The following is a 26,937-nucleotide window of genomic DNA, read 5'->3' on the forward strand; positions in this document are numbered from 1 at the left end:
ATGTCGACAAGCCGCTGTTCCGACGATCCGAACTTCCCATGATGCGAAGGGTTCCCCGGCGGCGATCGACGGCAGCACTCATCCCACGTAGGATGTCCGATGTTCGGTGATCACGTGGCGACGGTGCCGCGCGCACGCCGGCCCGGACCCCGGGGAGGGATCGGTGGACCCACTCACCTCGCGGACGCTGCGCGGCATCTGGTCGCCGACGCTGCTGCCGCTCGACGCGGACGACGCGATCGACTTCGGCCGCCTGGAGGAGTCGCTGGAGGCGGTGCTCGGCTCGGGCGTGCACGGCGTCTACACCAACGGCACCGCGGGCGAGTTCCACACCCTGGACGAGGGCGAGTACGACCGCCTGCACGCGCTGGTGGCCGCGCGCTGCGCCGCGGCCGGGGTGCCGTACCAGCTCGGCGCGAGCCACCCCGGCGGGCGGCTGTCGCTGGACCGGGTCCGCCGGGCGGCGGCGCTGCGGCCGGGCGCGATCCAGGTGGTGCTGCCGGACTGGCTGCCGCTGCGGCCCGGTGAAGTGGTCGCCGCGCTGCGCGGGTTCGCCGCCGCCGCGGACGGTGTGCCGCTGGTGCTGTACAACCCGCCGTACGCGAAGACGCAGGTCACGCCGGCGTTGCTGGCGCGGATCGGCGAAGAGGTACCGCAGGTGGTCGGGTTGAAGGTGCCCGCGGTGGAGGTCGCTCAGGGCCTGACCGACCGCTTCGCGGTGTTCGTGGCCGGCCACACGCTGGCGACCGGCCGCCGCGGTGGCGCCGCCGGGTCGTACTCGAACGTCGCCTGCATGAGTCCGGCCGGCGCGGTGCGCTGGTATGCGCAGATGGCCGCGGACCCGCGGGGCGCGGCGGACGTGGAGGCGCGGCTGCGCGGCTTCCTCGACCGCCATGTGGCGCCGCTCGCGGCCGACGGCTACAGCGATCCGGCGCTGGACAAGGTGCTGTGCGCGGTGGGCGGTTGGTCCCGCACCGGCACCCGGGTGCGGTGGCCGCACCGCTGGGTGCCGGCGGAACAGGTGCCCGCGCTACGGGAAGCGGCACTGACCGCGGTACCCGAACTGCTCACCGACCCGTTGAGCACGGACTGACCCCACCCACCCTCGGCACCTGCACAACGCGGCCGAGCGGTCGCGACGTTCACGACCCGACCCCGAGCCGGCACACCAACAAACCCCCGCGCACAACAAGTCGGCCCATCCCACACCGACACCAGGGTGCGATGCCCGCGCTACGGGAAGCGGCACTGACCGCGGTACCCGAATTACTCACCGACCCGTTGAGCACGGACTGACCCCACCCACCCTCGGCACCTGCACAACACGGCCAAACGGTCACGACATTCACGACCCGACCCCGAGCGGCCACGCCAACAGGGCGCCGTGGGCGGCGAGTCGGCCGGATGAAGCATTGCGTGACGCATGGAAGGGCTGCGTTTTCCGCGGCCATCCAGCGGCCACCGTCGGGCCGGACCGCCCGCGTACCGCCGGCAGCCCCTCGGCATCCGGCGAGGCACCCGCTCCGGCTCGGCCGCCTCGTCACGCGGAGCGGCGTCGTGCACGGGCGGTCCGGCGCCCGACATCCTCGGACGGTCAAGTAAAGGTAAAATCACGGCAATTGGTCTAGTCCCTTTTCATCTGCGGCAACGCGCGCGGCCCTGCCTGCCGCGCGCCGATTGGTACAGTCCAATTGTTCGTCCGACCCATTGCCGCTCGACAGCGGCCTCGGCTGTCCTGGCTGTGCGATACCCCGGCAGTGCGGTGCGGATCGGGAGTCACGCCGTTCCACGCCGCCCTGGGCATCCCCCCACCCCCAAGGAGAGCCGTGTTCACAGGACTCAGAACGCCCAGACCTGTCCGCCGGGCGGCGCGGTTACGCGCCCGGCTGGTCACCGGACTCACCGCCCTGGCCCTCTCGATGGCCGGGCTCGTCGGGCTCAACACCCCCGCCGCGCACGCCGCCGGCGGGCTCACCGCGGAGTTCAGCAGCACCGGCAGCGGCTCGTCGTGGTCCGGCAGCTATGTCGTCAAGAACGGCTCCTCGGCCGCGGTCAACGGCTGGAGCCTGGAGTTCGACCTTCCGGCCGGTGTCACGATCACCAGCGAGACCAACGGCACCAGTTCGGTCACCGGTTCCCATGTCGTCGTCACGCCCGCCTACTACAACGCGACGATTCCGGCGAACGGGTCCACGTATCCGTACAGCTACACGTTCCAGGCTTCGGGCCCGCTCGGCACGCCGACGGGGTGCCTGATCAACGGCGACAAGTGCGACGGCAGCCCGGCGGTGCCCCCGAAGGCGCCGACCGGGGTTTCGGTCGCCGACGCCACCGCGCACACGGTGAGCCTGAAGTGGAGCGCGGCGGCCACCGGAGACTTCCCCGTGGCGTCCTACGACGTGCTGCAGGGGGCCACCGTCGTGGCCTCCAGCGCCACCACCACGGCGACCGTGCCGAACCTGTCCCCGGCGACGTCGTACCAGTTCACGGTGCGGGCGAAGGACTCCCGCGGCAACACCGGGCCGGCCAGCGCCCCGGTCACCGCGACCACCTTCGACCCGTCCACCGACACCGTCCCGCCGACCGCTCCGGGCAACCTGCGGGCCGGCACCGTCACCTCCAGCACCGTCCAGCTGTCCTGGGACGCGGCGACCGACAACATCCGCGTCGCCGCCTACGACGTCTACCAGGGCTCGACGCTCGCCGCGACGGTGCCCGCCGACACCCGCACCACCACCCTGGTCGGTCTCGCGCCCGCCACCGCCTACACCTTCACCGTCAAGGCCCGTGACCTGGCCGACAACGTCTCGCCGGCCGGCAACACGGTCACCGTCACCACCCTGGAGGCCGTGGGCAACGGCGGTTACGCCAAGGTCGGTTACTTCGTGCAGTGGGGCATCTACGGCCGCCAGTACTTCGTGAAGAACCTCGACACCTCGGGCGCCGCCGGCAAGCTCGACGTCATCAACTACGCGTTCGGCAACATCGACCCGACCAACCTCACCTGCCTCAACGGCGTGACCAAGGGCACCACGGCCGACCCGGAGGACCCGAACCAGGGTGACGGCGCCGGGGACGCGGACGCCGACTACGGCCGGGCGTTCCCCGCCTCGCAGTCCGTCAACGGGCAGGCGGACGACGGCTGGGGCAAGCTGCGCGGCAACTTCAACCAGCTCAAGGAACTCAAGGCCAAGTACCCGAACCTGAAGGTGGTGATGTCGCTCGGCGGCTGGACGTACTCCAAGTACTTCTCCGACGTGGCCGCCACCGACGCCTCCCGCAAGAAGTTCGTGCAGTCCTGCATCGACATGTACATCAAGGGCAACCTGCCGGAGACCGAGGGCGCCGGCGGCCCGGGCGTCGCCGCGGGCATCTTCGACGGCTTCGACCTCGACTGGGAGTGGCCCGGTTCCCCGGACGGCCACCCCGGCAACCACTGGAGCACCGCCGACAAGGCCAACTTCACCGCGCTGATCGCCGAGTTCCGCACCGAACTCGACGCGCTCGGCGGCGACCACAAACTGCTCACCGCCTTCACCCCGGCCGACCCCAAGAAGATCGACGCCGGCTGGGACCTGCCGCAGGTGTCGAAGAACCTGGACATCGAGAACATCCAGGGCTACGACTTCCACGGCTCGGGCAGCGACAACTCGTGGGAGCCGAACCGCACCGGTGACCAGGCCAACCTCTACCCCGACCCCAACTCGCCCTACCCGAACGACTTCAGCGTCGACAGCGCGGTGCAGACGTACCTCGACGCCGGCGTCAGCCCGCGCAAGCTCACCATCGGCCTCCCCTTCTACGGCAGAGGCTGGCAGCAGGTGACCGGCGGCGGCGCGAACGGCGAGTGGCAGAGCGCCAACGGCGCCGCACCCGGCCAGTTCGCCGAGGAGGCCGGCACCCGCGGCTACAACAACCTGGTCACCAGCGTGCCGGGGCTGACCGTCTACCACAACGACCAGACCGTGGCGACCTACGGCTACACCGGCGAGGGCGGCCAGTGGTGGTCCTTCGACGACGCCTGGTCGATCGGCAAGAAGGCCGCGTACATCAAGTCCAAACACCTCCTGGGCGCGATGATCTGGGAGATGTCCGGCGACACCCCCGACGGTTCGCTGCTCAACACCCTCAACACGGGATTGCAGAACTGACGGCGGCACCCTGAACGGAGCGAACACCTGCTGGGGCCGTCCGGGGGTGCACCCGGGCGGCCCCGGCGGCCGGGGCCTCGGCCACCGGGCGGAAACTGGCAGGACTGCCAATTGACATAGCCGACACGTTCGCTAGGCTGGGCGCCGTGTCCGCCACACCCAACGAAACCGCGTCCGAACCCGGACTGCGGGAGCGCAAGAAGGAGCAGACCCGCCACGAGCTGCGCCGGAGCGCGGCCCGGCTCTTTGCCGTGCACGGATTCGCGGGCACCACGATCGCCGACATCGCCGCGGCCGCCAACGTCTCCGAGCGCACCTTCTTCCGCTACTTCGACAGCAAGGAGGCGCTCCTGCTGCCCGACGGGGTGGAGCTGCTCGCCCGGGTGGAGGCGGAGCTGGCGGACCGGCCGGTCGAGGAGCCGCCGCTCGACGCGGTGTGCGGGGCGCTGCTGGCGGCGGCCCACGCCTTCGGCGCCAGCAGCCTGAGCGCGCTCACCCACCCGCTGGAGGGCACCGAGTCCCTGGTGATGGCGCGGCTGGTGCAGGAGTTCGTCCACTTCGAGGACCGGCTCGCCACGCTCGTCGAGCGGCGGCTGCCGGCCGGCCTGCCTGATCGCGATCTGCGCGCGGCCGTCCTGGCCGGCGCCGCGCTGTCCGCCGCCCGCGCGGTGCTGCGCACCCAGCGCGGCCGGCGCGCGGCCGGCACCGCGGAACCCACCGCGGCCCGGCTGCTGCCCGAGGCCCTGGCCCTGCTCGCCCACCTCCCCCGGATCGGAACCGCCGACGCATGACGCCCAGCGACGAGCCCCAAGTCCGGCGCGCGGACGCCGAAGACGCGCCCTCGGGTGCGGAAGACGGCATATCCGGTGCACCCGGTGCACCCGGTGCACCCGGCGCACCCGGCAGCGCGTCCGCCGCGTCCACGGCACCGGATACGGGTGCCGATACGGGTGCCGATACGGATGCCGATACGGATGCGGGCGACGCCGACCGCAACCCCGACGCCGACGCCCACCCCGACCTCGGCCCCGGCCCCGGCCCCGACGCGACGAAGCTGCGCGAGCCGGCCCCCGCGCAGCCGCGCCGCCGGTTCGTGCCGCGCCGCAAACCGCTGATCGTGGCCACCGCGGTGGTGGCCGGGCTGGCCGTGCTCGCCACCGCCGCCGACCTGGTCCTCGCGCACACCGCGCGGGAGCGGATCGCCCGCGCGGCCGGCTGCAAGCTCAAGCCGACCGGCCCGGTGTCGGCGGACCTGTCCGGAAGCCTGGCCGGGCTGCGGCTGCTGACCGGCGACGTCGGCACCGTGCACATCCGCGCCGAGGACGTACGGCGTGACGGCATGGACCTGTCCGTCGCCGCCGACCTGCACGAGGTGACCACCAAGGGCACCATGAGCGGCGGCACCGCCACGGCCACCATCTCCTACGACGAGTTGGGCAAGCGGCTGAACCACAAGGCGGCCGGGCTGCGGCCGGAGTCCGACGGCCACGGCGGGCTGGTGCTCACCGGCACCCTCGTGGGCATCCCGTTGCCGGTGACCGTGCACACCTCCATCAGCACCAGCAAGGACGCGATCACCGTCACGCCCACCGACGTCGACGTGCTCGGCCGTACCCTCCCCGTCTCGCAGATGACGGGTGGTCAGGGCGGCTCCGCGCTCGCCGCGAAACTCGCCCCGCGCACCGTCAAGGCCCCCTCGCTTCCGCCGGGCGTCGCCCTGACCGGGGCCCGTACGGACTCCCACGGCCTCGGGTTGACGCTGGCCCTGCCGGCGAGCGTGTCCTCGGGTGCCTCGAAAGGGTGCGCCGCGTAACGACCTTGACACGTCACTCGACCGGCCGATCGCCGCTGCCTAAGATGGCGGCTGCCCCCGATGTCGCTCGGCGGCGGTAGTTGCGCAGGATCAGCAATGTCGTGAGGGGCCCATGCCATCCCGAGACGTGTCGCCCAGCCCCCCGATCGATGTGACGGTGCCGAGTGTCGCCCGCATGTACGACTACCTCCTGGACGGCAAGGACAACTACCCTGCTGACCGCGGCGCCACCGAGGAGCTGCTGGAGCAGGTGCCGAGCATGAAGGTGCTCGCGTTGAACAACCGCCAGTTCCTGCGCCGCGTGGTGCGGGTGCTCGCCGAGGACTACGGCATAAGGCAGTTCGTCGACCACGGCTCCGGGCTGCCCACCCAGGACAACGTGCACGAGATCGCCCAGCGCGTCCACCCCGACGCCCGCGTGGTCTACGCGGACAACGACCCGATCGTGCTGGCGCACGGCCGGGTGCTGCTGGAGCAGAACGAGAACACCGCGGTCCTCCAGGCCGACTTCCGCGACACCGAGAGCATCTGGGACAGCCCGGAGGTGCATCGGCTGATCGACCTGGCCGAGCCGGTCGCGGCGCTGTTCGTGTCGGTGCTGCACTGCGTGAAGGCCGTCGAGGACCCGGCCGGCATGGTGCACCGGGTGCGCGACCGGCTGCCGGCCGGCAGCTGCCTGGTGGTGTGCCAGCTGGTCAGCGACGATCCCGAAGTCCGATGCGGGGTCAGCGAGTTCATGGACGAGTCGACCGGCGGCAACTGGGGCGAGGTACGCGAGGAGAGCGACCTGCTGCACTACCTGGACGGCACCGAGATCCTGCCGCCCGGCCTGGTGGAGGTCTCCACCTGGCGCGCCGACAACGAACTCGCGCTGGTCCAACCCAGCTACGAGTGGATCGAGTTCGGCGGCGTCGGCCGGGTGCGCTGACCGCTACTCGTAGCGGGTCAGCGCCTCCTCCAGCAGCAGCCGGCTCTCCGCCGGGGTCGCCGCCACCGCGCTGAGTTCGTCGAGCGCGGCCCGGTAGCGGTCCAGGTCCTCCAGCCGGTCGAGGTAGACCGCGCTGGTCATGTGCTCCAGGTAGACCACGTCCGGCAGGAAGCCCTGGGCGAAGCGCAGGTAGGTCACGGCCGCGCCCGGGGTCGCGGCGGCGCTCGCCTCGTAGGAGGCGACCTGGAGCCGCACCCCCGGCTGCCGCAACACTTCGAGCAGGTAGACGAGTTGGTCGCGCATCACCTGCCGGCCGCCGACCGGGCGGTGGAGCACGCCCTCGTCGATCAGCGCCCACAGCACCGGCGCGCCCGGCTCGCCCATCCGGCGCTGCCGCTCCAGCCGCAACTGGACCCGCTGCTCGACCTCGTCGGCCGGCGCCAGCCGATGGCCGCTCAGCACGACGGCCTGCGCGTAGGCGGGGGTCTGGAGCAGCCCGGGCACGAACTGGTTCTCGTAGGTGCGGATCACATGCGCGTCGCGCTCCAGGCCGATGAGCTGCTGCAGCCAGTCCGGCACCACCTCGCCGTAGGGCTGCCACCAGTCCGGGCGGGCGGAGCGCTCCACCATCGCGATGATCTGCCGCTGCTCGACCGGGTCGACGCCGTACAGGTCCAACAGCTCTTCCACGTCACGGGACTTGAGGTTGACGTGGGCGGTCTCCATCCGGCTGATCTTGGAGGCGTGCGCGCGGATGTGGCGACCGGCGACGACCGGGCTGATGGAGCGGCTCTCCCGCAGCGCCCGCAGGTAGTTGCCGAGCACGCGGGCCATCGCCTTGGCACCCATGTCGGGGCGGCGTTCGAGAAGCTGTATGGGCGAGACGAGCTGCGGCGCGGCAGGCATACAGGCTCCCAACACAGTTACTGGACGGACCAGTATTGCACCGGATGGGCATTCGGGGCTGCCCGCCGGCGGCTGCCGGCGGGCAGTTCCTCAGGTCACCGTCGCAGGCCGCGCCGGCGCCTCAGCCGATGTACCCGTCGAAGTCGCCGTCCTTGGCGCCCTCGACGAACGCGGTGATCTCCGCGCGGGTGTAGACGAGCGCGGGCCCGTCCGGATGGCGCGAGTTGCGCATCGCCACGCTGCCGTCCGGTAGCGCGGCCACCTCGACGCAATTGCCGCTCTGGTTGCTGCGCGCGCTCTTGGTCCAGCGGACCCCGGAAATCGAACTGGCCTGCACACCGTTCTCGAATTGCTGCACTTGGCATCGCTCCTTCGTCGGCCGGGCGCCACTTGGCTACGCTGGCGCACCAGGGGCCACGGCAGTTGCCGAAACACCGTGGGTGCACGTGCCGTTGCAATTTCCGATGCAATTGCAACGGTGTCACCCAAGTCACGGTACTGTCGGTCCGACGCGGTGTCGACACATGCGTGAGCGGCTCCCCCTCGGGGTATGGATTACTGCCGTATTCGAGACGTTGCAGCTCAGGGGGCCGCAATGTCCCGATCGCCATCGGCCCGCGCGTGCGCGGCAGTTGCACGACCGTACGGGGGTCGTACAACTGCCGCGCATCAACCGCTCGCCCGCGTCCGGTCGGCTCCGGATGTCCGGTTACACTCGCGCGCCCCGGCACCCCGGCGGCTCGGACCTCCCAGGGACTCCGACGACCCGGACGACCGCGACGACCGCGACCGCCGCGCGGTTCACGCGGCCCGGCGCACCTCGATCAGCAGCGCCTGGCCGGGGTTGAGCGTCGGCATCGGCACTCCGGCCTGCGCGAGCACCGCGCCCGGCATCCGTACCCAGTCCGTCAGCGCCTCGGTCAGCCAGGCGGGCCCGGCGGTCTGGTGCAGCGACGGCAGGCCGAGCTCGGTCCTGACCCGAACCTGGTAGCTCCCGTCGGCGGCGAGCCCGGGCAACGGCACCCGGCCGTACTGGCCTTCGGCGGACGTGGCGGTACGCGCCCAGCAGTACAGCGCCGCCGAGCCGTCGAGCGCGACGACGCCGTGCAGCAGCCGCGCCTCGCGGTCCGGGTCGTCCGGCGCGGTCAGGTCCGCGCGGACGCTGCGACCGCCGTGCAGCAGCGGCCGCAACTCCCGGTACATCGCCGTCCACGCGGTGATCCGCGCCAGCTCCTCGTCCGTGCACGCCGTCAGGTCCTGCTCGATGCCGGCATGCCCGAACAGCGCCGTCGCCAGCCGGAACGAGTCCGCCGTCGCCCGGTGCGTGGTGTGGGCGGGCGAGGGACCCAGATGCGCGCCGACCAGTTCCGGCGGCAGCAGCTGCCCCGTCCACCGCTGGATCGCCTGCCGCTCCACCGGGTCGTTGCAGTCCGACGCCCACACCCGGTCCGTCCGCGCGAGGATGCCCAGATCCACCCGGCCGCCGCCACTGGCGCAGCTCTCGATCTCCACCCCGGGATGACGCTCCTTCAGCTCGTCCAACAGCCGGTACAGCGCCGTGACTTGAGCGTGCGCGACCGGGCGGTCGTCCGGTCCGTGCACCGCCTCGTGCAGCTCGCGGTTGTGGTCCCACTTCAGGTACGCGATGGCGTTCTGCGACAGCAGCGCGTCCAGCTTGTCCAGCAGATACGCCCACGCGTCGGGGTTGGTGATGTCCAGGACGTACTGGTTGCGGGCCGACGGGCCCAGCCCGGCCTTGGGGCCGAGCACCCAGTCCGGGTGCTCCCGGGCCAGATCGGAGTCGGGGTTGACCATCTCCGGCTCGACCCACAGCCCGAACTCCAGCCCGCGCGCGCGGACATGGTCGATCAGCGGGGTCAGCCCCCGCGGCCACACCACCGGGTCGACCCACCAGTCCCCCAGGCCGGCGTTGTCCGAGCGGCGGCCGGCGAACCAGCCGTCGTCCAGCACGAACCGCTCGACCCCGACCTCGGCGGCCTTGTCGACCAGCCGCAGCAGCCGCTCCAGATCGTGGTCGAAGTACACCGCCTCCCAGCTGTTGAGCACCAGCGGACGCGGCGCGACCGGATGCTGCGGGCGCGCCCGCAGCAGGGCGTGGAACCGGTCGGCCAGACCGTCAAGACCGTCGGCGGACCAGGCGTACCAGCTCACCGGCGTGCGATACGCCTCCCCCGGCGCGAGCCGGACCTCACCGGCCCGCAGCAGCTCGCCGCCGCCCAGCGCGGCCGCGTGCACGCCCGCGCCCTCCGGCAACTGCTCCACCAGAAACCGCTGGTCACCGCTCCACCCCACGTGCACCCCCCACACCTCGCCGGACCGGAACCCGAACCCGGGTGTGCCCACCGTCAGCAGGTACGGCGAGTCCAGCCCCGGCTTGCCCCGCCGCACCTCCCGCGCGTACGTGCCATGTCCCAACGGGCGCCGCTGCGGGCTGCGTTCACGGCTCCACTTGCCGGTGAAGTCGAGGATCTCGGCCGCCCGCCGGGGCACCGGCAGCAGCGTCACCGCCTGCGCGAGGTCGTACGGCGCCGCCTCTGCGCCACCGTCGGACGCGCCGGCGCGGCGGGTCAGCTCCGCATGGACCCCCAGCACCCCCGACGGCTCCAGGCGATACGTCACCGCCACGTCGAGGCCGGCCCCCGCGTCCGCCAGCGCGATCCGCACCTCGCCCCCGCCGTCCGGGTCCTCGTGGTGCTCGACACCGGACAGGGCCAGCCGCGGCGCGCCCGCGCCCCCGGCCAGGTGGCCGTGATGCGCCGGCGTACCCGACCACCCGTCCGCCTCGGTCGGCCACACCGTGAAGCGCCGCTCCACATCCAGCGCGTTGTTCAGGATCGCGGGCTCGGCCGTCAGGCTCAACGCCGCCCAGTCCGCGCCGCTCAGCTCACCGAGGTCGGCCCCCCAGTGCAGAACCCGGGGCACCGGCTCCGTCAGCTCCACGACAAAACTCGTACCGGCAGCGCGCAGGGCGACGATCCGCGCCGAAGTGCTGGGCATACAAAGGTCCTTCCGGAAACCGGGTTCAGGGTCGGGGGTCGGAGGTTCGGGCACCCGGGACGCCGGGGGCCGGGGCTGCGGACACCGGGGTTCCGGGAGCCGAACCGCCGCGATGGCCCGGCCGGGCGGCCGGGCCATCGCTCGTTCGTATCAGACGCCGCTGTACGGACCGGGTAGGGCACGGCCCAGCCGGTCCGTCCATGGCTCAGAGCGTGATCTTGTCGATGTCGGAGGAGTAGTCGGTGGGGTTGCCGAAGCCGATGGTGTTCGTGCCCGCCTTGAGGTGCACCGGGACCGTCACGGACTGCGCGGCGCCCCAGTCGTTGTCGTTGGTGCCGGCCAGCGGGAGCTGGAAGGAGGCGCCGTTGACGGTGATGACGGCCGTGCGGCCCGAGGAGCCGTCGACGTAGTCGAGCCGCATCAGGTAGGTGCCGTCGGCGGGCGCGGTCACGCCGTTGAAGGTCAGCGTGTTGCCGGTGCCGCCGAGGTTGCCGACCTTCTTGCCGCCGGAGCAGCCCGCGCAGTCCGCGACGCTCGCGCCGCCCGCGAGGGTGTTGCCGGGCGCCTCGGCCTCGTAGGCCACCGGTCCGGCGGCGGACGGCGTGGTGACCGCGACCGCCTTGCTGGGCGCGGAGGTCCGGCCGTGCGCGTCGTGGGCGACGACGGTGAAGGAGTGGCCGCTGCCGGCCGCGAGACCGCGGACGGTCGCGGTGGTGGCGCCGGCGCCGCTGGTGGTGGCGGCCTTCCGGCCGTCGGCGTAGACGGTGTAGCCGGTCGCGGCGGAGCGGCCCGCGTTCACCGCGTCCCAGGCGAGCGAGACGCTGGTCGCCGTGGCCGCGGTGCCGTGCACGGCGAGCGGGCTGCCCGGGCCGTTGCCGGCGTTCTTCGGGGTGATCGTGAACAGCCGCGAGCCGTGCGCGGGCAGGTGCTCGGTGAGCCGGCCGGCGGCGGAGCCGAGATCGCGGTGGCTCCACAGGTCGCGGACGGACGCGGTGCCGCCGATGCCCAGGTCGGAGAAGTCGGCGGTCACGTCGGCCGCGGCCGAGCCGAGGTTGAACAGCGCGACGGTGACGCTGCCGTCGGCGTTGCGGGCGTACCAGGTCTGCTGGTCGGTGGCCTGGCTGACCGGCTTGGCCGGGCGGCCGGCCTGGTCGACGGCGATGACCTCGTCGTTGGTGAGCAGCGACAGGCCGTACGAGTCGAGCTTGGTGAGGTCGTCACCGGTGTAGAGCGGCGCGGACTCGATCGCCCACAGCGTGGCGTAGCTCTGCCGTTCGGCGTCGGTGAGGCCGTCGAGCGCGCCGTCGCCGACGTCGAGGGAGTCGAGGTTGTTCCAGTGCCCGGGCCCGGCGTCGGGTATCCACTGCACGACGTCGTTCCAGCGCTGCTTGACCGAGTTGTTCCAGGTGGCGAGGGTGTCGCAGTAGCACTCGACGTCGGTGTCCACCCGCCAGCCGTTGGCGTTCTGCGTCCAGGTCGCGACCTGGGGGTGGCTCAGCGACCAGGAGAGGGTGAGCTGGATGGGGCGGCCGGTGCGCTGGAGCGCGGCGTGCCACGCCTGGACGTCGGGGATGTTGTCGTGGGCGGCGTCGCCCTGCCCGGAGCCGGGGCCGACGCCGTCGATCTTGAGGAAGTCCACGCCCCAGGAGGCGAGTTCGTCGGCGACGGAGTCGATGTACTTCTCCGCGCAGGGGGTGGCGAAGTCCATCTGGTAGGACACGTTGTCCCAGCCGCTGGTCTTGCGCAGGTCCGGATAGACCAGGTCCTTGGTGGTGCAGCCGGGGGCGCCGTAGACCGGCGTCTTCCCGTCGTTGTACGCGTCGATGTACAGGCCGACCGCCAGGTAGACGCCGAACTTCAGCCCCTTCTTGTGGAGTTGGTCGCCGACGTACTTCATGCCGTGCGGGAACTTGGTGGCGTCGCCGACCGGACGGCCGTACGCGTCCGAGGTGTTGTGGCCGTCCGCGTCCACGTTCCAGCCGGCGTCCAGGTTGACGAAGTCGTAGCCGTGCGGCTTCAGCTTCGACGCCACCACGTCGGCCTGCTGGAGGACATGGGCCTCGGTCAGCCACGCCTCCCCGCCGTAGCCCGGCGCGCTGGTCGACTCCAGGCTCCAACTGCTCCATCCCATGTAGGGCTTGGCAGCGAGCACGGGTGCGGGCGCGTGCCGGGAAGCGGGCGCGTGCCGGGAAGCGGGCGCGGACGTGGACGCTGATGCGCTGGCTGGTACGGCGACGGCCGCCGCGAGGGCGGTGGCCGCGGTGACGGCGAGCAGCGGAAGAACGTGAGCGCGGGTGCGGGTGCCGCGGGTGCCCGAGCGCCGTGGGGGTCTTGCCGGACGGGTCATCGGTGTACTCCATCCCGGCCTCGCCGCGCGCGGGCGCGGTCGGCCGCCTCAAAGCGGAGAAGGGTTGGCCCGCGCCCGGAGCAGGTCCCACCGCCCGGGGCGCGGAGTGCGGCGAATCTAGCGAGGGTTTCCTTCCGCCGTCAACATATTCGGCGTCCCGCCTGCGGGGCGCCCTCTCCCGGGCTGCCCCGCCCCGCCGGTTCGGGGACCATCCGCCGGTGACGGGTCGCGCGCGGAGTTTCCCGCGCCCCTGAGCCGGTGCGGCTCCTTCCGCGGAAGAGGGGCACTCCGGGCCCGTTCACCCCCCGCAGGGACCTTCCTTCGTTTCCTTCGGAAATGTATCGTCTCGGTATGACGCTCGCCGACCAGCCGCCCGCGGCGTCCCTGGTCTTCCAGACCCTCCTGATCCACGGCCCGCTGACCCGCGCCGAGGTCGGCCGCAGGACCGGCCTGTCGCCGGGCGCGGTCACGAAGGTCGCCACTCCCCTGCTGGCCGACGGCTGGATCACGGAACTCGGCAGCCCGGCGGCAGCCACTGAGCGTGGCTCCGGCCGTCCCGCCGTGCCGATCGCGGTCCGCGCGGGACGGGCCCGCTTCGTCGGGGTGAAGGTCACCGGGGACGAGTTGATCGGCGTGCTCGCCGACCTGACCGCGCGGCCGCTGGCCAGCGGCCGCGCCGCGCTGCGCTCCCGCGACGTGGGCACCGTGGTCCTCGCGATCGCCCGGCTCGTCGCCCGGCTGCGCACCGACGCGGGCGCCGCGCGGGACGGTGACGTGCACAGCATCGGCGTCACCATCGCCGGGGACGTCGACGGCCGGACCGGCACCGTGCAGTACTCCCCCTTCCTCGACTGGCGCCGGGTGCCGCTGGCCCAGCTGGTGGAGACCGCGACGGGCACGCCGACCGTGATCGAGAACGACGTCCGCGCCCTCACCGTCGCCGAGCAGTGGTTCGGCGCGGGCGTCGGGCTCTCCTCGTTCGCGCTGGTCACCGTCGGCGCGGGTATCGGCTGCGGCCTGTCGATCGGCGGGCGGGTGGTGTCCGGGGCGCACGGGGTGTCCGGCGAGGTCGGCCACCTTCCGGTCGGCGGCACCGACCGGGTGTGCACCTGCGGCAACACCGGCTGCGTGGAGGCGGTCGCCTCCAGCCACGCGATCACCGAGCAGGCCCGGGAGGCGGCCGGCGACCCGGAACTCGGCCTGGCCGGCGCGGTCCGGCTCGCCCACGGCGGCCACCGCGAGGTACGCGCGGTCTTCGCCCGGGCCGGGCACGCGATGGGGCTCGCCCTCGCCTCGGTCGCCAACCTCGTCGGCCCCGAGCGGATCATCATCTCGGGCGAGGGCGTCTCCTCCTACGACCTGTACGAGGACCAGATCCGGCAGACCTTCGCCGCCCACGCGTTCGGCGCCGCCGCCGACTGCGACCTCCTGGTCCGCCCGCTCCCCTTCGAGGAGTGGGCCCGCGGCGGCGCGGCGGTCGCCGCCCAACGCCTCTTCGCCCCGTCCAAGTGACGAGCGCCCGCCCGACCCGCCGACCGACCGCCCCGGCTCAGGACGCGTTCGGCTCGGCCCGCACCTCGCCCACCACGCGGAAGCGCTCCAGCACCGCCGGCGTCGCGTCGTCCACCGTGAAGCCGGGGTCGTCCAGGGCCGCCCGCATCTCCGCGCTGTGCCAGAACCGTTCGTGGCCGGCCCGCCACTGGGCGACGCTGGTGTACCCCTCCCCCTCGTCCATGGCGTGCGCGAGGTCGGTCCGCCCGAGCGGGACGACCCGTACGCCGGTCACCTCGATGACCGCGACCGGACGGTCGTCCGAGTCGACGACCACCGCGCGGTCCCCGACCTCCGGCAGCGCCTCCCCCTCGTGCGCGTAGTCGACGACGAGCCCGGTCGTCGAGGTCTTGGAGCCGTCGAGGATCGCCGCGACGAGCCGGTCGCGCAGCGGCCCGGGAAAGCCGAACTCGGCCTTCGGCATCGTCGCGAGGTCTGCGGGCGGCACGAAGTCGGAGGTCATACGGCCACGGTAGCGGCCGGTTCCGCGGGCCGCGGCAGGGACCGTGGCCCGCCGGAACGCGGCGCGGCCCCTCCCGGACGTCCGGGAGGGGCCGTAGTACGGGCGGGTACCGGCGGAGGGTTACACCTCGTCGCTGCGGACCAGCAGGACGGATACGTGCGCGGTCTTCGCGACGCCGCGGCTCACGCTCGGGTGGAGCAGGGCGGAGATGCCGCTGTAGTGGCCGGGGCCGACCGCGATGAGGTCGCTGCCGAGCACCTCGGCGCGCTCGGTGAGGATCGCGGCCAGCTCCTCGCGCAGGCCCTCGTCGACCTCGCCGTCCGCGGTGATCCCGTCGCCGCGCAGCCGCGCGACCGCCTCGTCCACGACGCGGCGGCTCTCCTCCCGCTCCTCGACCGGCACCACGGTGCTGGCGATCGCGCCGCCGATGACCTGGGAGGGACGGACGTGTATCACCTGGACCGCGGCACCGGTGAGCTTGGCGAGAGATGCCACGGCCTCGACCACGGCGGTGCCGTGGGACGAGCCGTCGACAGCGGCGAGGATGTTCTTGTACATGGGGTCCAACTTCCTTGTCCGTACGGGCTCTCGCGGTTCGGCGGGCCCTCCGCTTGGTTGAGCGGCCGGGTCCCTTGATCCATTCCCGTTCCCGGAGTGGCGTCGGCCACTCCTTGCGCGCGGCCCGCCGGTGGTCCCGGTCCTGACCGGAGAAGCCCGCGAAGCCTCCCGAGAAGCCTCGCGAGAATCCCGCGAAGCCCTCGAACCGTCGGTTTTCGTCCGCGGGGCTCGACGGAGCGGCGGCGCACCCCTTGAATGAGAGGCGGGCCCGACCCGGCCCGGCAGGACGACGGTCGAACGACGACGAAGTCGGGATGACGATGGCGGAGATGGGTGCGCTCAAGCGGCGCCGGACGCTGCTGGAGCACGAATGGGCCCGGGTGGTCCCGCAGTTGCGGTCCGCCGGGCGCGGTTCGGCCGGCGGGCCGCCGGTGCGGGCGGAGGTCACGGAGTCGTGGGCGCGCTCGCTGCCGACCGTGGACCCGGGCCTGGAGAGCGCGCCGCCCGCCGCGGGCGGGGGCACCGCCGGGTGGCCGCGCTCCCCGCTGTACCGGCCGGTCACGGACCTGACCGCCGAGCTGCTGAGCATCGCCGAGGACGCCGGTTTCGTCGCCGCGGTCACCGACGAGGCGGGCACCATCCTGTGGACCTGCGGCGGCCGGGTGATGCGGCGCCGCGCGGAACGGGTCAACTTCGCGCCCGGCGGCCGGTGGGACGAAGGCGCGATGGGCACGAACGCGCTGTCGCTGGCGCTGCGCAACGGCCACCCCAGCACCGTGTTCTCCGCCGAGCACCTGGTCGCGGCCCTGCACGGCTGGGTCTGCTACTGCGCGCCGATCCACGGCCCGGACGGCCGGGTGCTCGGCGTGCTCGACCTGTCCACCACCTGGGACCGTTCGCACCCGCTGGCGCTGCCGACCGTACGCACCCTGGCCACCGCGATCGAGGCGCGGCTGCGGGACGGGGCGGAGGGCGGGCAGGCGCCGCCGGGTGTGGAGCTGCGCTGCCTGGGCCCGGCGCGGGTGACCCGGGCGGGCGCGCCGCTGCACCTGCCGCCACGGCAGCTGGAGATCCTGGCGCTGCTGGCGCTGGAGCCGGGCGGCTTCACCCCGGAGCGGCTGCGCGCGTCGCTGTACGGCGACCGGCCGGTGACCGCGTCCACCTTCAAGGCCGAGGTCTCGCACCTGCGACGCGCCCTGGACGGCGCGGTCGCCACGCGGACGTACGCGCTGACCGCGCCGGTGGTGTGCGACGCCGTCGAGGTGCTGGCGGCGCTGGGCCGCGGTGACACCGGGACCGCGGTGGAGCGCTACCGCGGCCCGCTGCTGCCGCTGTCGGAGGCGCCGGGCGTGGTGGCCTGGCGCGAGCACCTGGAGGTGGTGGTGCGCGAGGCGGTACTGGCCGCGGCCCGCCCGGAGTACGCGCTGCGCTACGGCGAGCGGGCACCGTACGACACGGAGGTGCACGAGCACGCGCTGCGGCTGCTCGGACCGGGCGACGTGCGCCGCGGTATCGCGGTCAGCCGGATCGGCGCGTCCCGGCGCTGACGGGGTGCCGGCCGACCGCCGACGGGTGCGGGTCCCGCCGCCATGACGGCCACCGCCGCCAGGAGGGCGCCGCGAACGGCGCCTCCTACCTGAGCCGGGCCCGCTCGTCCCGCTCCCGGCGCAGCCGCCGGACCCGCTCCTCGCGCCGCGGGTCGCCGTACCACCACCACGTGTACGCGGTGGTGGCGGCGGTGAAGACCAGCAGAACCACATCCAAGCGGGTGGTCGAAGCCCACGAGTCGTGCATACCCCAGCGCCAGTACGCCACGAGGAACACGTCGATCGCGAGCGAACACCCCGCTATGGAAAGCGACTTGCGCCATCTCAAGGACACGCCGCACACACTATCCCTTCACGGTGTCTTCGCTTCGCCCTTGCGCCGAACGCGGCGGCGAAGACGGCGGCGAAGACGGCGGCGGCGGCACGGTGCGGACGGGTGCGGCCGGGCGTCCGCGTGCTCGGAGCACCGATGCCGTACCCCGGCCGCCGTGCCAACCTTTCGCCAACCTCGGGCGGCCACAGTGGTCATGTCGTACCTCTGCGTACTCTCAGGAGCCCCGCCATGGTCTACGCGCAACCCGGCACCGAAGGCAGCATCGTCAACTACGCCGCACGTTATGACAACTTCATCGGGGGCGACTGGGTCGCGCCCGCCGAGGGCCAGTACTTCGACAACCCGTCGCCGGTGACGGGTGAGACCTTCTGCCAGGTCGCCCGCTCCACCGCGCCGGACATCGAGGCCGCGCTGGACGCGGCGCACGCGGCGGCCGGCCCGTGGGGCCGTACGTCCACGACCGAGCGCGCGGTGATCCTCAACAAGATCGCCGACCGTATCGAGGAGAACCTGGAGAAGCTGGCGGTCGCCGAGACCTGGGAGAACGGCAAGCCGGTCCGGGAGACCCTCGCCGCGGACCTGCCGCTGGCGGTGGACCACTTCCGCTACTTCGCCGGCGCCATCCGGGCCCAGGAGGGCTCGATCGGCGAGATCGACGCGGACACGGTGGCGTACCACTACCACGAGCCGCTGGGCGTGGTCGGGCAGATCATCCCGTGGAACTTCCCCATCCTGATGGCGACCTGGAAGCTGGCACCGGCGCTGGCCGCGGGCAACTGCGTGGTGATCAAGCCGGCCGAGCAGACCCCGGCGAGCCTGCTGCTGGTGATGGAGCTGATCGCGGACCTGCTCCCGCCGGGCGTGATCAACGTCGTCAACGGCTTCGGCGTGGAGGCCGGCAAGCCGCTGGCGTCCAGCCCGCGGGTGGCGAAGGTGGCGTTCACCGGCGAGACCACCACCGGACGGCTGATCATGCAGTACGCCAGCGAGAACATCATCCCGGTGACCCTGGAACTGGGCGGCAAGAGCCCCAACATCTTCCTGCCGGACGTGATGGCCGCCGACGACGACTACCTGGACAAGGCGGTCGAGGGCTTCGTGATGTTCGCGCTGAACCAGGGCGAGGTGTGCACCTGCCCGTCGCGCGCGCTGATCCACGCCGGGATCTACGACGAGTTCATGGCCCGCTGCCTGGAGCGCACCCGGGCGATCAAGGGCGGCGACCCGCTCGACCCGGCCACCATGCTCGGCGCGCAGGCCAGCAACGACCAGTACGAGAAGATCCTCTCCTACATCGACATCGGCCGGCAGGAAGGCGCGGAGGTGCTGACCGGCGGCACCAAGCGCACCGTCGAGGGGCTGGAGGGCGGCTACTACATCGAGCCGACGATCTTCCGCGGCACCAACGACATGCGGATCTTCCAGGAGGAGATCTTCGGCCCGGTGGTGTCGGTGACCACCTTCGACTCCGTCGACGAGGCGCTGAAGCTCGCGAACGACACGCTCTACGGCCTCGGCGCCGGGGTGTGGACCCGCGACGGCAACACCGCCTACCGGATGGGCCGGGAGATCAAGGCCGGCCGGGTGTGGACCAACTGCTACCACGCGTATCCCGCGCACGCGGCGTTCGGCGGCTACAAGAACTCCGGGATCGGCCGGGAGAACCACAAGATGATGCTGGAGCACTACCAGCAGACGAAGAACCTCCTCGTCTCCTACTCCCCGAAGAAGCTCGGCTTCTTCTAGAGGCCAGCGAGGATGCGTCTGACCTGGCGTGATGCCCGGTCGGGCGCATCGTCGCGGCCGTCAGCGCCGGCGAGCCGTTCGTCGCCCCGCACGCCCTGTTCCCCGACCACCTCGCGCCGGGCATCGACGACCACGTGGCAGCCTTCGTCAACAAACGGACCCTGGCAGCCACCCACGCCGCCGGCCACGCCGACATGCGGTCCTCCGCTTACGCAATGACCGCCGGCACCTGCGAAGACACCGGCCGGTCCCTCTAGTGGATGACGTGCAGGTTCCACGAGCGCCTTCGAGAAGGGTGAAGGTGCTCGTCAGCAGGTCAACGGCGTACGCAGACCCCTGCTCGCGATCTCCAGGAATCTGCGAGTAACTCAAAGAAATTCGGCTAGATGGCAGTAATCTCTCTGCTTGTGTCAGATTCCGAAGGTCGTAGCCTCACGCTCGTGCCGCCGCCGCATGCCGCGGACGAGGGAACGGGTCCGCCCGAGACCGGTTTGGCCGACATCGTCACTCTTCAACGGCGCCGCAAGCCCGGATGTCCGCGCAGGACGAGGAGAGCTTCTTCGTCGATGCGCTCACGGAGTACCAGTGGGCCCGGGACTCGGCCGGATTGGCCCCGTCGACGATCGACCAACCGATCAAGCCGGTCATTGAGGTCTGCGACTTCTACGGCACCGTGCCGTGGCACCTGACCCCGCGCGAGGTCGACAAGTACTTCGCCGGCCCGGGGAAGCGCGCACACCACACGCACCGGCAGAAGCTCAACCACATCGACGCGTTCTTCGCTTTCCTCGAACAGCGCTACGCCCACGAGATCATGATGCGGTTCGGGGCGACGGTGGAGTCACCCGTCGATCCGTTCAACAGGCCCGTCCACCGCGGGGACTTCGGGCTTCGGGATCCCACCCTCGCAGACGGCGATGAAGGAGTTCTTCACCCACTGGCGGGAGCAGTTGCAGTACGCCCGGAAGTACGCCGTGGCCTGCCGCGACTACGTCATGACGAAGATCGCATGTGTCTCCGGTGTACGGGCTGCCGAGCTGTGCCCGTTGACGATCGGCGACGTCCGCTGGGAACACGGCCAGTGGGGCCGGTTCGTCGTCCAGGGCAATGGCGCTCGGGGCTCTGGGCCGCGGCCTCGCGAGGCATACATGTTTCGCGAGGGGCGCGAGCTGCTCTGGTGGTACATCGAGGAGGTCCGGGGCGAGTTCGGCGATGACGCCGATCACCCGGCTGCGCCTCTGTGGCCGTCCGAGCGCAGACCAAAGGCGATCGCGGCACTGAACCTGCCGATCGCGCCGGCGATCACACCGTCGACGTTCCGCCGCCAGCTCCACGCGGCGGCCGCGAGCTACCTGACCGGCCCGGTCACCGATCTCTTCCCGCACCTTCTCCGGCACGCGTGCGCGACCCACAACTACGAGCGCGGCATGACGCTGTGGGAGGTCCAGCGTGTTTTGGGCCACCACTGGGCGACTACGACTCTTCGGTACATGGCGACTGCGCAGGCTGACCCGGAGCATGCCAATGTTGAAGCGAGCTCGCGGGCGGCCCAGCGCCTGGTGATGGACAAGGGGAATCTTCGGTGAAGTGGAATCTGAGGATGGTGGCCGCGCAGCGGGACCTGTGGCGTCCCACCGAGTTGCTGGAGGCGTTCAAGACAGTGGGATTCACGCCGTCGCTCAGCAAGGTCGCCGCGATGTGGAGCGGCACACCGGTCACGGTGCGACTCGACGACCTGGACAAGATCTGTGCGGTGCCGAACTGCACGGTCGGCGATCTGCTCCAGGCCGAGCCCTTGGAGGACGCTGCGGGAGAGAGCGAAGAACTGCCGAAGGCTCCCACAGGGGCCCGTCCGGCCGACGCCCGGTCGGCAGGGCAGCCATCGCACACTGCCGCCGAACTGACAGATGGGTGCGAGATCTCATCCGGCTCAGTGCCCGGACTGCCAGGGCTGGGGAGCGCTCGGCCGAACCGTGTGCCAGGGGTGTACGGAGGGGCGGAAGAATCATCCTGAGCAGCGCGTATGTCTGCGCTGCCGTCACACCGGATATCTCAACTCCGATCGTTTGTGCCAGGCATGCCTGCACGCCGTCCGACTCGACGCCGACGCCGCATGGGCCACTGATTCCGCAGGCGCCGGCCCGCGCAGCCGCCAGCTGATGCTCCTCTACTACGGCCTGGCACCCACCCACGCCCAACCGCTGAAGAAGCACCGCAGCCGCACCGGCCATACCGGCACCGATCAGCGCGAGCGGCTGCACTGGGTAGAACACCTGCGCGCGGCCTCGGCCCCGACCGTAACGACCCTGCGATCCTCCCACCCGCCGTCCCGGGGCAGCTACCGCTCTTCCCCGTCCGCCGGATGCTGTCCATCGACATCTGCCGACGCATCCTGCAACGGCCGCTCGCCGGCTACGCCGACATCGTCGAGCACACCGCGGCGTTCGCGACGAACACCGGCATCAGCAAACCCATGCAGCGCAAGCTGCACGAGATGCTGCGCATCGCACTCGCCGTGGGCGACGCGGACGGCGACGACCTCGTCGATGAACTGGTGCTTGACGACATCCCCAACTACGGCCAATCCGTCAGAGAGATCCTGCTGCGGGTGGGGATGCTCAAGCCCCTGCCGCCGCTACGTGAACTTGAGCGCCCTCAGCGGACTCGGTCGCCACGGGCTACACGCCGCGTCTGGACCCCCCGGGCGCTGACACCGAGGTCCTGCCAGCAGTGCGGCTCCTGGTTCGCCGCGAAGACGAGGGTCACCTGCGAACCCTGCGCATCCTTCGCCACCCGGAAGAGAGGAAACAGCACCGCATCTGCAGTGGCGTGCGACCGCTGCCGCCGTACTGGCCTGCCGCTCGCAGACGGACGCTGCCGCGGATGCCGATGGCACGTCGCCCACCACGGCCAAGAAAGGACGTCAGCCGGTTCGGAACGCAGTTGTGGCTCGGTTCACCGGTCCCGGCACCCACCAGCCAGCGCCCCAACGCCACCCCGCCTACTGCTCGCCGTCCTGTCTCAGAACACTTGACGGCCCCTGGGCAGGAAAGGCTCTTCGAGCTCCGGCGCGACTGGCGCCCCGTGGTCGAGCTGACGCGGCTGAATCTGCCGACCCTCCCGGACTCGGCCGGACGACTGCTGGCCGACCTCGACAGCGTGATGAAGCAGGAGATGTGGTCTCAGGTCCCCGTCACCAAGACCCGCAACACGCTGGCCGTCCTGGTGTCCTGGCTCGGAGCCGATGCCCCACTGTTGGAGTCCGACATCCGGTCGCTCGTCGACAGCCGTCCCAAGAAGTTCAGCGGGCGTCGGGTCACGCAGTTCCTGGAAAGCCGTGGGCTACTGGTCCCGGATGCCGAACGCCGCCGGGATGCCCAGCAAAAGCACTTGGAGGCCCAGCTCGCCGCTCTGCCCGCGACGATCGCACAGGAACTCTCGGTCTGGATCAAGGCCGTACGCGGAGAGGGCAAGTGGGAGCACACCGGCCGCACCTACCAGAGCATCGCCCGCTACTGGCATGTCCTCGACCCGATCCTCAAGGGGTGGCTCGCGAACGGCATCGAGAGCCTGCGCGAGATCACCCAGGACGACGTCAAGAGAGCAATCGCCACCCGCAAGGGGACACCGGCCCGCTCGATCCACATCGTCCTGCGAAATGTCTTCCGGGCTCTTCGGCAAGAGGGCATGATCTTCCGCGCCCCCACCCGCGGCCTCGTCTTCTCAGGGATCAACAAGACTCCGCCCTCCGTGCCCTCCGACCGGCTGGCTGGCCTCCTCAGCCATGCGCAGAACGACTTTCAGCGCTTCGTGATGGTGCTGGTGTGCGTGCACGCGCTCAGCGGCACCGACCTGCGCCACCTACTACTCACCGACCTCGACCTGTCCCGTGAGCGCCTCATCGTGCGGCGCCCCGGCAAACGGCACATCATCTACCTGGACGAACTCACCTACCGCTGCGCCTCCGCGTGGCTGCGTGAACGTCACCATCGCTGGCCCGTGACGACCAACCCACATCTGCTGATTAACCGATGGACCGCAGTAGACACCACCCACTCGCCCATCAGCACCGCCTTCGCCGCCACCTTCCGGCCCACCGGACTCACCATGCCGACGCTGCGGCAGGACCGGATCCGCGACGAGGCATTCGAGGTAAACGACCCGCTCCACTTGATGCGGTTGTTCGACATCTCCTCGCAGACCGCTATGCGGTACATCACCGCGGCCCACCCGGAACGCACCGTGAAGCTGCCACGGTAGACCACGCTACGGGGCGGAACCTACCGTGGCACCAAAGCTGGCGGACGGGGGGCGTCGACAACGGCCAGCAGGTCCTTCGCCGCGCGCCTCAGGTCTGGCGGGAGCAGCCGTCCGCCGCACTGCGCACACACGCCGCGGCAACCTCGTCCGGCCGTTCCATCAGCGTGCCGGTCAGGACCCGGCACGCGTCCTGCAGGATCCCCAGCGCCCGTACGCCCGACGCGTTCCGCGCGGTCAGGACCTTCGCCAGGTCCTCGTCGACGTCGGGTAGTTCGCCCGCACCCGTTAGCGGCATCTCGTTGCTCACCAGCGCACCGACGAGCCCGCCGGACCACATCAAGTCCAGATCCGGCCCCCCATCGCCCACCGCTTACCTCAACCCAAGCGTCCTGCAGTCTGGTTGCGACAGTCGTTCACCCGATCGGGTGAACTCAACGGCTGTGAGTGGTGGTTGCGTCGCGGAAAGTGGCAAGTTCCGTGCTGCACGTCGGTGGCTCATCACCGGCGTCCGCCTCATGCCGCCTCCGGCGGAGCAGGAGCAAGCTGCGAGAGGTCCAGGCGCCACCGAGGCGCTGTTGGGGCTGATCGTCCTTCGGACGCTGGCCGGTGGACCGTACGGGGCGAGGAGCGCCGCACACCCTCACGGGTGACGGCCCGATTCCTCGCTGGCACGAGGCTTTTGCCCTCGGGCGCGTGACACGCTCCCGACGGTCGGGAGTTTCTGTGCTCGCCCGGGACGCTCCGGGTGGAAGGACGACACCATGGCCGAGAAACGGTCGGACGACATCTACCCACAGATCGGCAACGCCCTCTGGGCCGGCCGTCTGGCGGACGCGATCGAGAACACCTGTGCGGACTACGAGGTCGTACCGCCTCCGCGGCAGGCGATCCTTGAGGGTCTGGCCGCCGCGCTCCCAGACACCGAGATCAAGGCCCTGATCGCCACCCAGCGCGGCAGGAAGGTCCTCAAGCCCAACGCCTACCGGATCGTGCAGGCCGGCGACGAACAGGTGCTCCTGCTGACCTGCGACGTCCACGGCGCCGCGGTGGTCCCGTGGGACCTCAACGACCGCACGGCCATCTGCTGGTCGTCGCCCGCACCGGAGGCGAGCCAGCGCGTCAAGGATCTCGTCGCCACCGAGATGGCGCTCCAGGACGCCACGAAGAGCGCGAAGTCCGCCGAGAAGGAGCGGGAGGCGCTGCGCCGGGCGCCGGGGGATGACGCGTACGCGTCGCAGGCGTTGGCGGCGGCGACTCAGAAGCACCAGGACGCCATCCGTCACCTGCACGAGCTTGAGGCCGAGAAGCACGCTCTGCTCGCCGCGCTGGGCCACCGGCGGCCGCGGCCGGTGGTCCGCGCCGTCCAAGAGGACGGGCAGCCGAAGGCGGCACTCACGCTCGCCGAGCAGCCGTACGCGGTGGCGGTGCACATGCAGCGGTACGCCGCCGACAACCTGAAGCGCGCCGGAACGAAGCGCGGGTATGACCTGGCCGAGTCCCTCGCGGACGCGGGTCAGCTTTCCAAAGGCATGAACGTCCTGCAGCAGTGGCAGATCACCCACGCCGACGGAACGGTGTCGAAGCCGTGGCGATTGGCTGCAGTGACGGGGAACAACCGGGCGCTGGCACGGTTGGAGGTCTTCCGGGTACGTCCCGAGCACTTGATCATGGGCATGCCGCAGTCCCTCGTGCCCCTGCCGAAAGACAAGAAGGGCGGCCCCGAGCCCCTGCTGCTGAGTCTGCGGGAAATCCTGAACCGGCTCTCCGCCCGGCTCAACCGGGATGGAGCGAAGCCGGAGACGGAGGCGACCGACCCGTCGCTCCGGGCGGCGAAGATCGCCACCGTGTCGGCGGAGATCGTGATCGGCTGCACAAAGCCCGAGGCCCTGGAACACGTCCTGCGGGCCCTGAACATCAACGACCACCTACGCGGTATTCAGCCATACGACGAGGACGCGCGGCTGATCGCCCTGTTTGCAACACTCGTCGACGCCTACGCCAGGGAGGCCCTCCTTGCGGATGCGCTCGCCGAGGCGTTCCCCGACGCGCGCGCCGCGGATCTCCTTGAGCTGACGGGGGTGCGCGATGCGCTGACGGTCAACGGGCCGCTCGATCCGCTTGAGCCGCTCGTGCCTGCGGGCGCCGACGTCTCCCCGGTCGTACTGCGTGACATCGCGGTCCGAGCCATCACCGCGCTGGTGTTTCCAGGGATCCCGCCCGAGGAGCCGCAGCAGGCAAACGGGCGCACCGTCCGTGACACCGGGCGGTTCTGGCCGGTGGTCAGGGGGACGCTGCAGGAGCCGGCGTGGAGCCATATCCGGGCGAAGGCAGCCGAGGGACGCATGCGTTTGTGGTCCGCGGCCGTCGCACAGTTGTTCGTGTACCGGGGCAACATCCTCTCCGCCCTCGGCCTCTTCGGCACCACGGAGACCAAGGAGGGAGCCGGACAGGATCCGAGGCCGCTCACGGAGTTGCTCCTCGGGGCGGAGGCAGGTGACGCGACCGCCTGGACCGCCCTGGTCCGGCGGATGACACCGGCGCTGATCCACGCTCCGCAGCCGTTCATCACCCCAGGGCAGGGCAGCGAGGCCAGCGATGGACGCAAGGGCGTACGCCGCACCCCTAAGAGCGCCCTCGCCGCCTTGACACTGGCGTACACAGTGAATACGCCGGGTGTCAGCCGGGCCCTTCTGCTCGCGTTCGCGAAGGCAGTGCTGGAACACCCGGACGCGCCGCGGCCGCCCGAGCCGGACGACGGTACACCCCTAATCTGTTACGGCGAGCAGCACTGGGCCGAGGCGGACCGGACGGCGATCACCGCGGGGATGGTGATCGCCCCTGACACCGAGGGCCAGCCCACCCACTACGTCGCCGACAAGGCGTGGTTCGACCAACTGTTGCCCGTGAGCCTCGGTACTCCGGCGCCGACCGGGAACTCTGCCGACGCGCCTGCGGGCGCTGGGAACACCGCGGACGCCGACGCCCCGTCCACAGCGCACGGCGAGGCGGCCGCCGACCCGCGCGACCAGCTCACCAAGCTGCGCCGGGAGCTGCCGGCGCGGGTCGAACTCGCCGAGGGGAATTACCAGAAGGCGGTGGACGCCGCCCATGCCCTGATGACGGACTTCGAGGAGGCGCACCGCCTGCGCGTCCAGCTCGAGGAGGAGTCACTCCCGGCCGAGCGGCGGATCGAGTGGATGGAAAAGCTGTCGAAGGCCCGAGCCGCGGCGCAAGCCAGCGTGACGACGCTCGAACAGGTGGAAGCGCTGATCCTCAAGGTCTGACCGGTCAGATCGGGTAGGAGCGGGCCCTCGG

At 71.3% G+C, this 26,937-nt stretch carries 21 protein-coding genes and 1 pseudogene; 13 read left to right on the forward strand and 9 right to left on the reverse strand.

All coding sequences use genetic code 11. The annotated features are described in order from the left end of the window. The first annotated feature begins 163 nt into the window (after positions 1 to 163). From ACIPAE_RS34810 to ACIPAE_RS34830, 5 genes are all read left to right on the forward strand, one after another. A complete protein-coding gene (locus ACIPAE_RS34810; protein ID WP_402450785.1) occupies positions 164 to 1,093 on the forward strand; it encodes a dihydrodipicolinate synthase family protein in 930 nt (309 codons plus the stop codon). A gap of 733 nt (positions 1,094 to 1,826) precedes the next feature. After that, positions 1,827 to 4,151, forward strand: coding sequence for a glycosyl hydrolase family 18 protein (locus tag ACIPAE_RS34815; RefSeq protein ID WP_402450787.1), 2,325 nt, complete (start codon positions 1,827 to 1,829; stop codon positions 4,149 to 4,151). Positions 4,152 to 4,297: 146 nt separating this feature from the next. Beyond that, complete coding sequence (locus ACIPAE_RS34820; RefSeq protein WP_402450790.1) at positions 4,298 to 4,942, forward strand: TetR family transcriptional regulator; 645 nt, start codon at positions 4,298 to 4,300, stop codon at positions 4,940 to 4,942. Continuing rightward, entirely contained in the window at positions 4,939 to 5,964 is a 1,026-nt protein-coding gene (locus ACIPAE_RS34825; RefSeq protein ID WP_402450793.1) for a DUF2993 domain-containing protein, read from the forward strand. The genes ACIPAE_RS34820 and ACIPAE_RS34825 overlap by 4 nt, the downstream gene beginning before the upstream one ends. Positions 5,965 to 6,076: 112 nt before the next feature. Further along, entirely contained in the window at positions 6,077 to 6,892 is an 816-nt protein-coding gene (locus ACIPAE_RS34830) for an SAM-dependent methyltransferase (RefSeq protein WP_329361700.1), read from the forward strand. A 3-nt stretch (positions 6,893 to 6,895) separates the two neighbouring features. On the opposite strand, the gene ACIPAE_RS34835 is transcribed toward ACIPAE_RS34830, so the two are convergent. The 4 genes from ACIPAE_RS34835 to ACIPAE_RS34850 form a co-directional block, all read right to left on the reverse strand. Continuing rightward, the gene (locus ACIPAE_RS34835) at positions 6,896 to 7,798 is read right to left on the reverse strand and encodes a helix-turn-helix transcriptional regulator (RefSeq protein WP_329361702.1); all 903 of its coding nucleotides are present in this window, start codon (positions 7,796 to 7,798) and stop codon (positions 6,896 to 6,898) included. 121 nt (positions 7,799 to 7,919) lie between these two features. After that, positions 7,920 to 8,156 (reverse strand): DUF397 domain-containing protein, encoded by a 237-nt coding sequence (locus ACIPAE_RS34840; RefSeq protein WP_328473044.1) that lies wholly within the window; start codon positions 8,154 to 8,156, stop codon positions 7,920 to 7,922. Positions 8,157 to 8,599: 443 nt separating this feature from the next. Continuing rightward, positions 8,600 to 10,816, reverse strand: a complete 2,217-nt coding sequence (locus ACIPAE_RS34845) for an alpha-galactosidase (protein WP_402450796.1) — start codon at positions 10,814 to 10,816, stop codon at positions 8,600 to 8,602. Positions 10,817 to 11,021: 205 nt separating this feature from the next. Beyond that, positions 11,022 to 13,163: a fibronectin type III domain-containing protein gene (locus tag ACIPAE_RS34850; RefSeq protein WP_402450798.1), complete on the reverse strand. Its 2,142-nt coding sequence runs from the start codon at positions 13,161 to 13,163 to the stop codon at positions 11,022 to 11,024. 351 nt (positions 13,164 to 13,514) lie between these two features. Here ACIPAE_RS34850 and ACIPAE_RS34855 point away from each other — a divergent pair, with 351 nt between their 5' ends. Then, on the forward strand, positions 13,515 to 14,675 hold the full coding sequence (locus ACIPAE_RS34855; RefSeq protein WP_402450801.1) for an ROK family protein: 1,161 nt from the start codon (positions 13,515 to 13,517) through the stop codon (positions 14,673 to 14,675). Positions 14,676 to 14,712: 37 nt separating this feature from the next. Here ACIPAE_RS34855 and ACIPAE_RS34860 read toward each other — a convergent pair whose 3' ends face one another. Together ACIPAE_RS34860 and ACIPAE_RS34865 are read right to left on the reverse strand one after the other, a co-directional pair. Then, positions 14,713 to 15,177 (reverse strand): ASCH domain-containing protein, encoded by a 465-nt coding sequence (locus tag ACIPAE_RS34860; protein ID WP_402450804.1) that lies wholly within the window; start codon positions 15,175 to 15,177, stop codon positions 14,713 to 14,715. 120 nt (positions 15,178 to 15,297) lie between these two features. Further along, entirely contained in the window at positions 15,298 to 15,735 is a 438-nt protein-coding gene (locus tag ACIPAE_RS34865) for a universal stress protein (protein ID WP_329361712.1), read from the reverse strand. A gap of 314 nt (positions 15,736 to 16,049) precedes the next feature. Here ACIPAE_RS34865 and ACIPAE_RS34870 point away from each other — a divergent pair, with 314 nt between their 5' ends. Continuing rightward, a complete protein-coding gene (locus ACIPAE_RS34870; protein WP_329361713.1) occupies positions 16,050 to 17,282 on the forward strand; it encodes a transcriptional regulator in 1,233 nt (410 codons plus the stop codon). An 85-nt stretch (positions 17,283 to 17,367) separates the two neighbouring features. On the opposite strand, the gene ACIPAE_RS34875 is transcribed toward ACIPAE_RS34870, so the two are convergent. Further along, positions 17,368 to 17,616 (reverse strand): hypothetical protein, encoded by a 249-nt coding sequence (locus ACIPAE_RS34875; protein ID WP_329361716.1) that lies wholly within the window; start codon positions 17,614 to 17,616, stop codon positions 17,368 to 17,370. A gap of 228 nt (positions 17,617 to 17,844) precedes the next feature. Between ACIPAE_RS34875 and adh the strand changes: the two genes are divergently transcribed. Further along, positions 17,845 to 19,362: an aldehyde dehydrogenase gene (gene adh, locus ACIPAE_RS34880; RefSeq protein ID WP_329361718.1), complete on the forward strand. Its 1,518-nt coding sequence runs from the start codon at positions 17,845 to 17,847 to the stop codon at positions 19,360 to 19,362. Here adh and ACIPAE_RS34885 read toward each other — a convergent pair. After that, positions 19,359 to 19,550 (reverse strand): hypothetical protein, encoded by a 192-nt coding sequence (locus ACIPAE_RS34885; protein WP_402450807.1) that lies wholly within the window; start codon positions 19,548 to 19,550, stop codon positions 19,359 to 19,361. The two genes, adh and ACIPAE_RS34885, sit on opposite strands and share 4 nt — an antisense overlap. Before the next feature lie 198 nt (positions 19,551 to 19,748). On the opposite strand from ACIPAE_RS34885, the pseudogene ACIPAE_RS34890 reads away from it, so the two are divergent. The 4 genes and pseudogenes from ACIPAE_RS34890 to ACIPAE_RS34905 all read left to right on the forward strand — a co-directional run bounded on the left by ACIPAE_RS34890 (position 19,749) and on the right by ACIPAE_RS34905 (position 23,622). After that, a pseudogene (locus ACIPAE_RS34890) lies at positions 19,749 to 20,948 on the forward strand (tyrosine-type recombinase/integrase). Next, positions 20,945 to 21,376, forward strand: a complete 432-nt coding sequence (locus ACIPAE_RS34895) for a helix-turn-helix domain-containing protein (protein WP_402450809.1) — start codon at positions 20,945 to 20,947, stop codon at positions 21,374 to 21,376. The pseudogene ACIPAE_RS34890 and the gene ACIPAE_RS34895 overlap by 4 nt, the downstream one beginning before the upstream one ends. A 348-nt stretch (positions 21,377 to 21,724) precedes the next feature. Beyond that, the gene (locus tag ACIPAE_RS34900; RefSeq protein WP_402450811.1) at positions 21,725 to 22,396 is read left to right on the forward strand and encodes a hypothetical protein; all 672 of its coding nucleotides are present in this window, start codon (positions 21,725 to 21,727) and stop codon (positions 22,394 to 22,396) included. 50 nt (positions 22,397 to 22,446) lie between these two features. Beyond that, positions 22,447 to 23,622 (forward strand): hypothetical protein, encoded by a 1,176-nt coding sequence (locus tag ACIPAE_RS34905; protein WP_402450813.1) that lies wholly within the window; start codon positions 22,447 to 22,449, stop codon positions 23,620 to 23,622. A gap of 88 nt (positions 23,623 to 23,710) precedes the next feature. Here the strand turns inward: ACIPAE_RS34905 and ACIPAE_RS34910 are convergent, their stop codons facing one another. Further along, complete coding sequence (locus ACIPAE_RS34910; RefSeq protein ID WP_402450815.1) at positions 23,711 to 23,989, reverse strand: hypothetical protein; 279 nt, start codon at positions 23,987 to 23,989, stop codon at positions 23,711 to 23,713. 394 nt (positions 23,990 to 24,383) lie between these two features. On the opposite strand from ACIPAE_RS34910, the gene ACIPAE_RS34915 reads away from it, so the two are divergent. After that, a complete protein-coding gene (locus ACIPAE_RS34915) occupies positions 24,384 to 26,906 on the forward strand; it encodes a hypothetical protein (RefSeq protein WP_402450817.1) in 2,523 nt (840 codons plus the stop codon). Positions 26,907 to 26,937: the final 31 nt, after the last annotated feature.

Source organism: Streptomyces sp. NPDC087270 (genome assembly GCF_044744625.1).
In the GTDB taxonomy this organism is placed as follows: Bacteria; Actinomycetota; Actinomycetes; order Streptomycetales; family Streptomycetaceae; genus Actinacidiphila.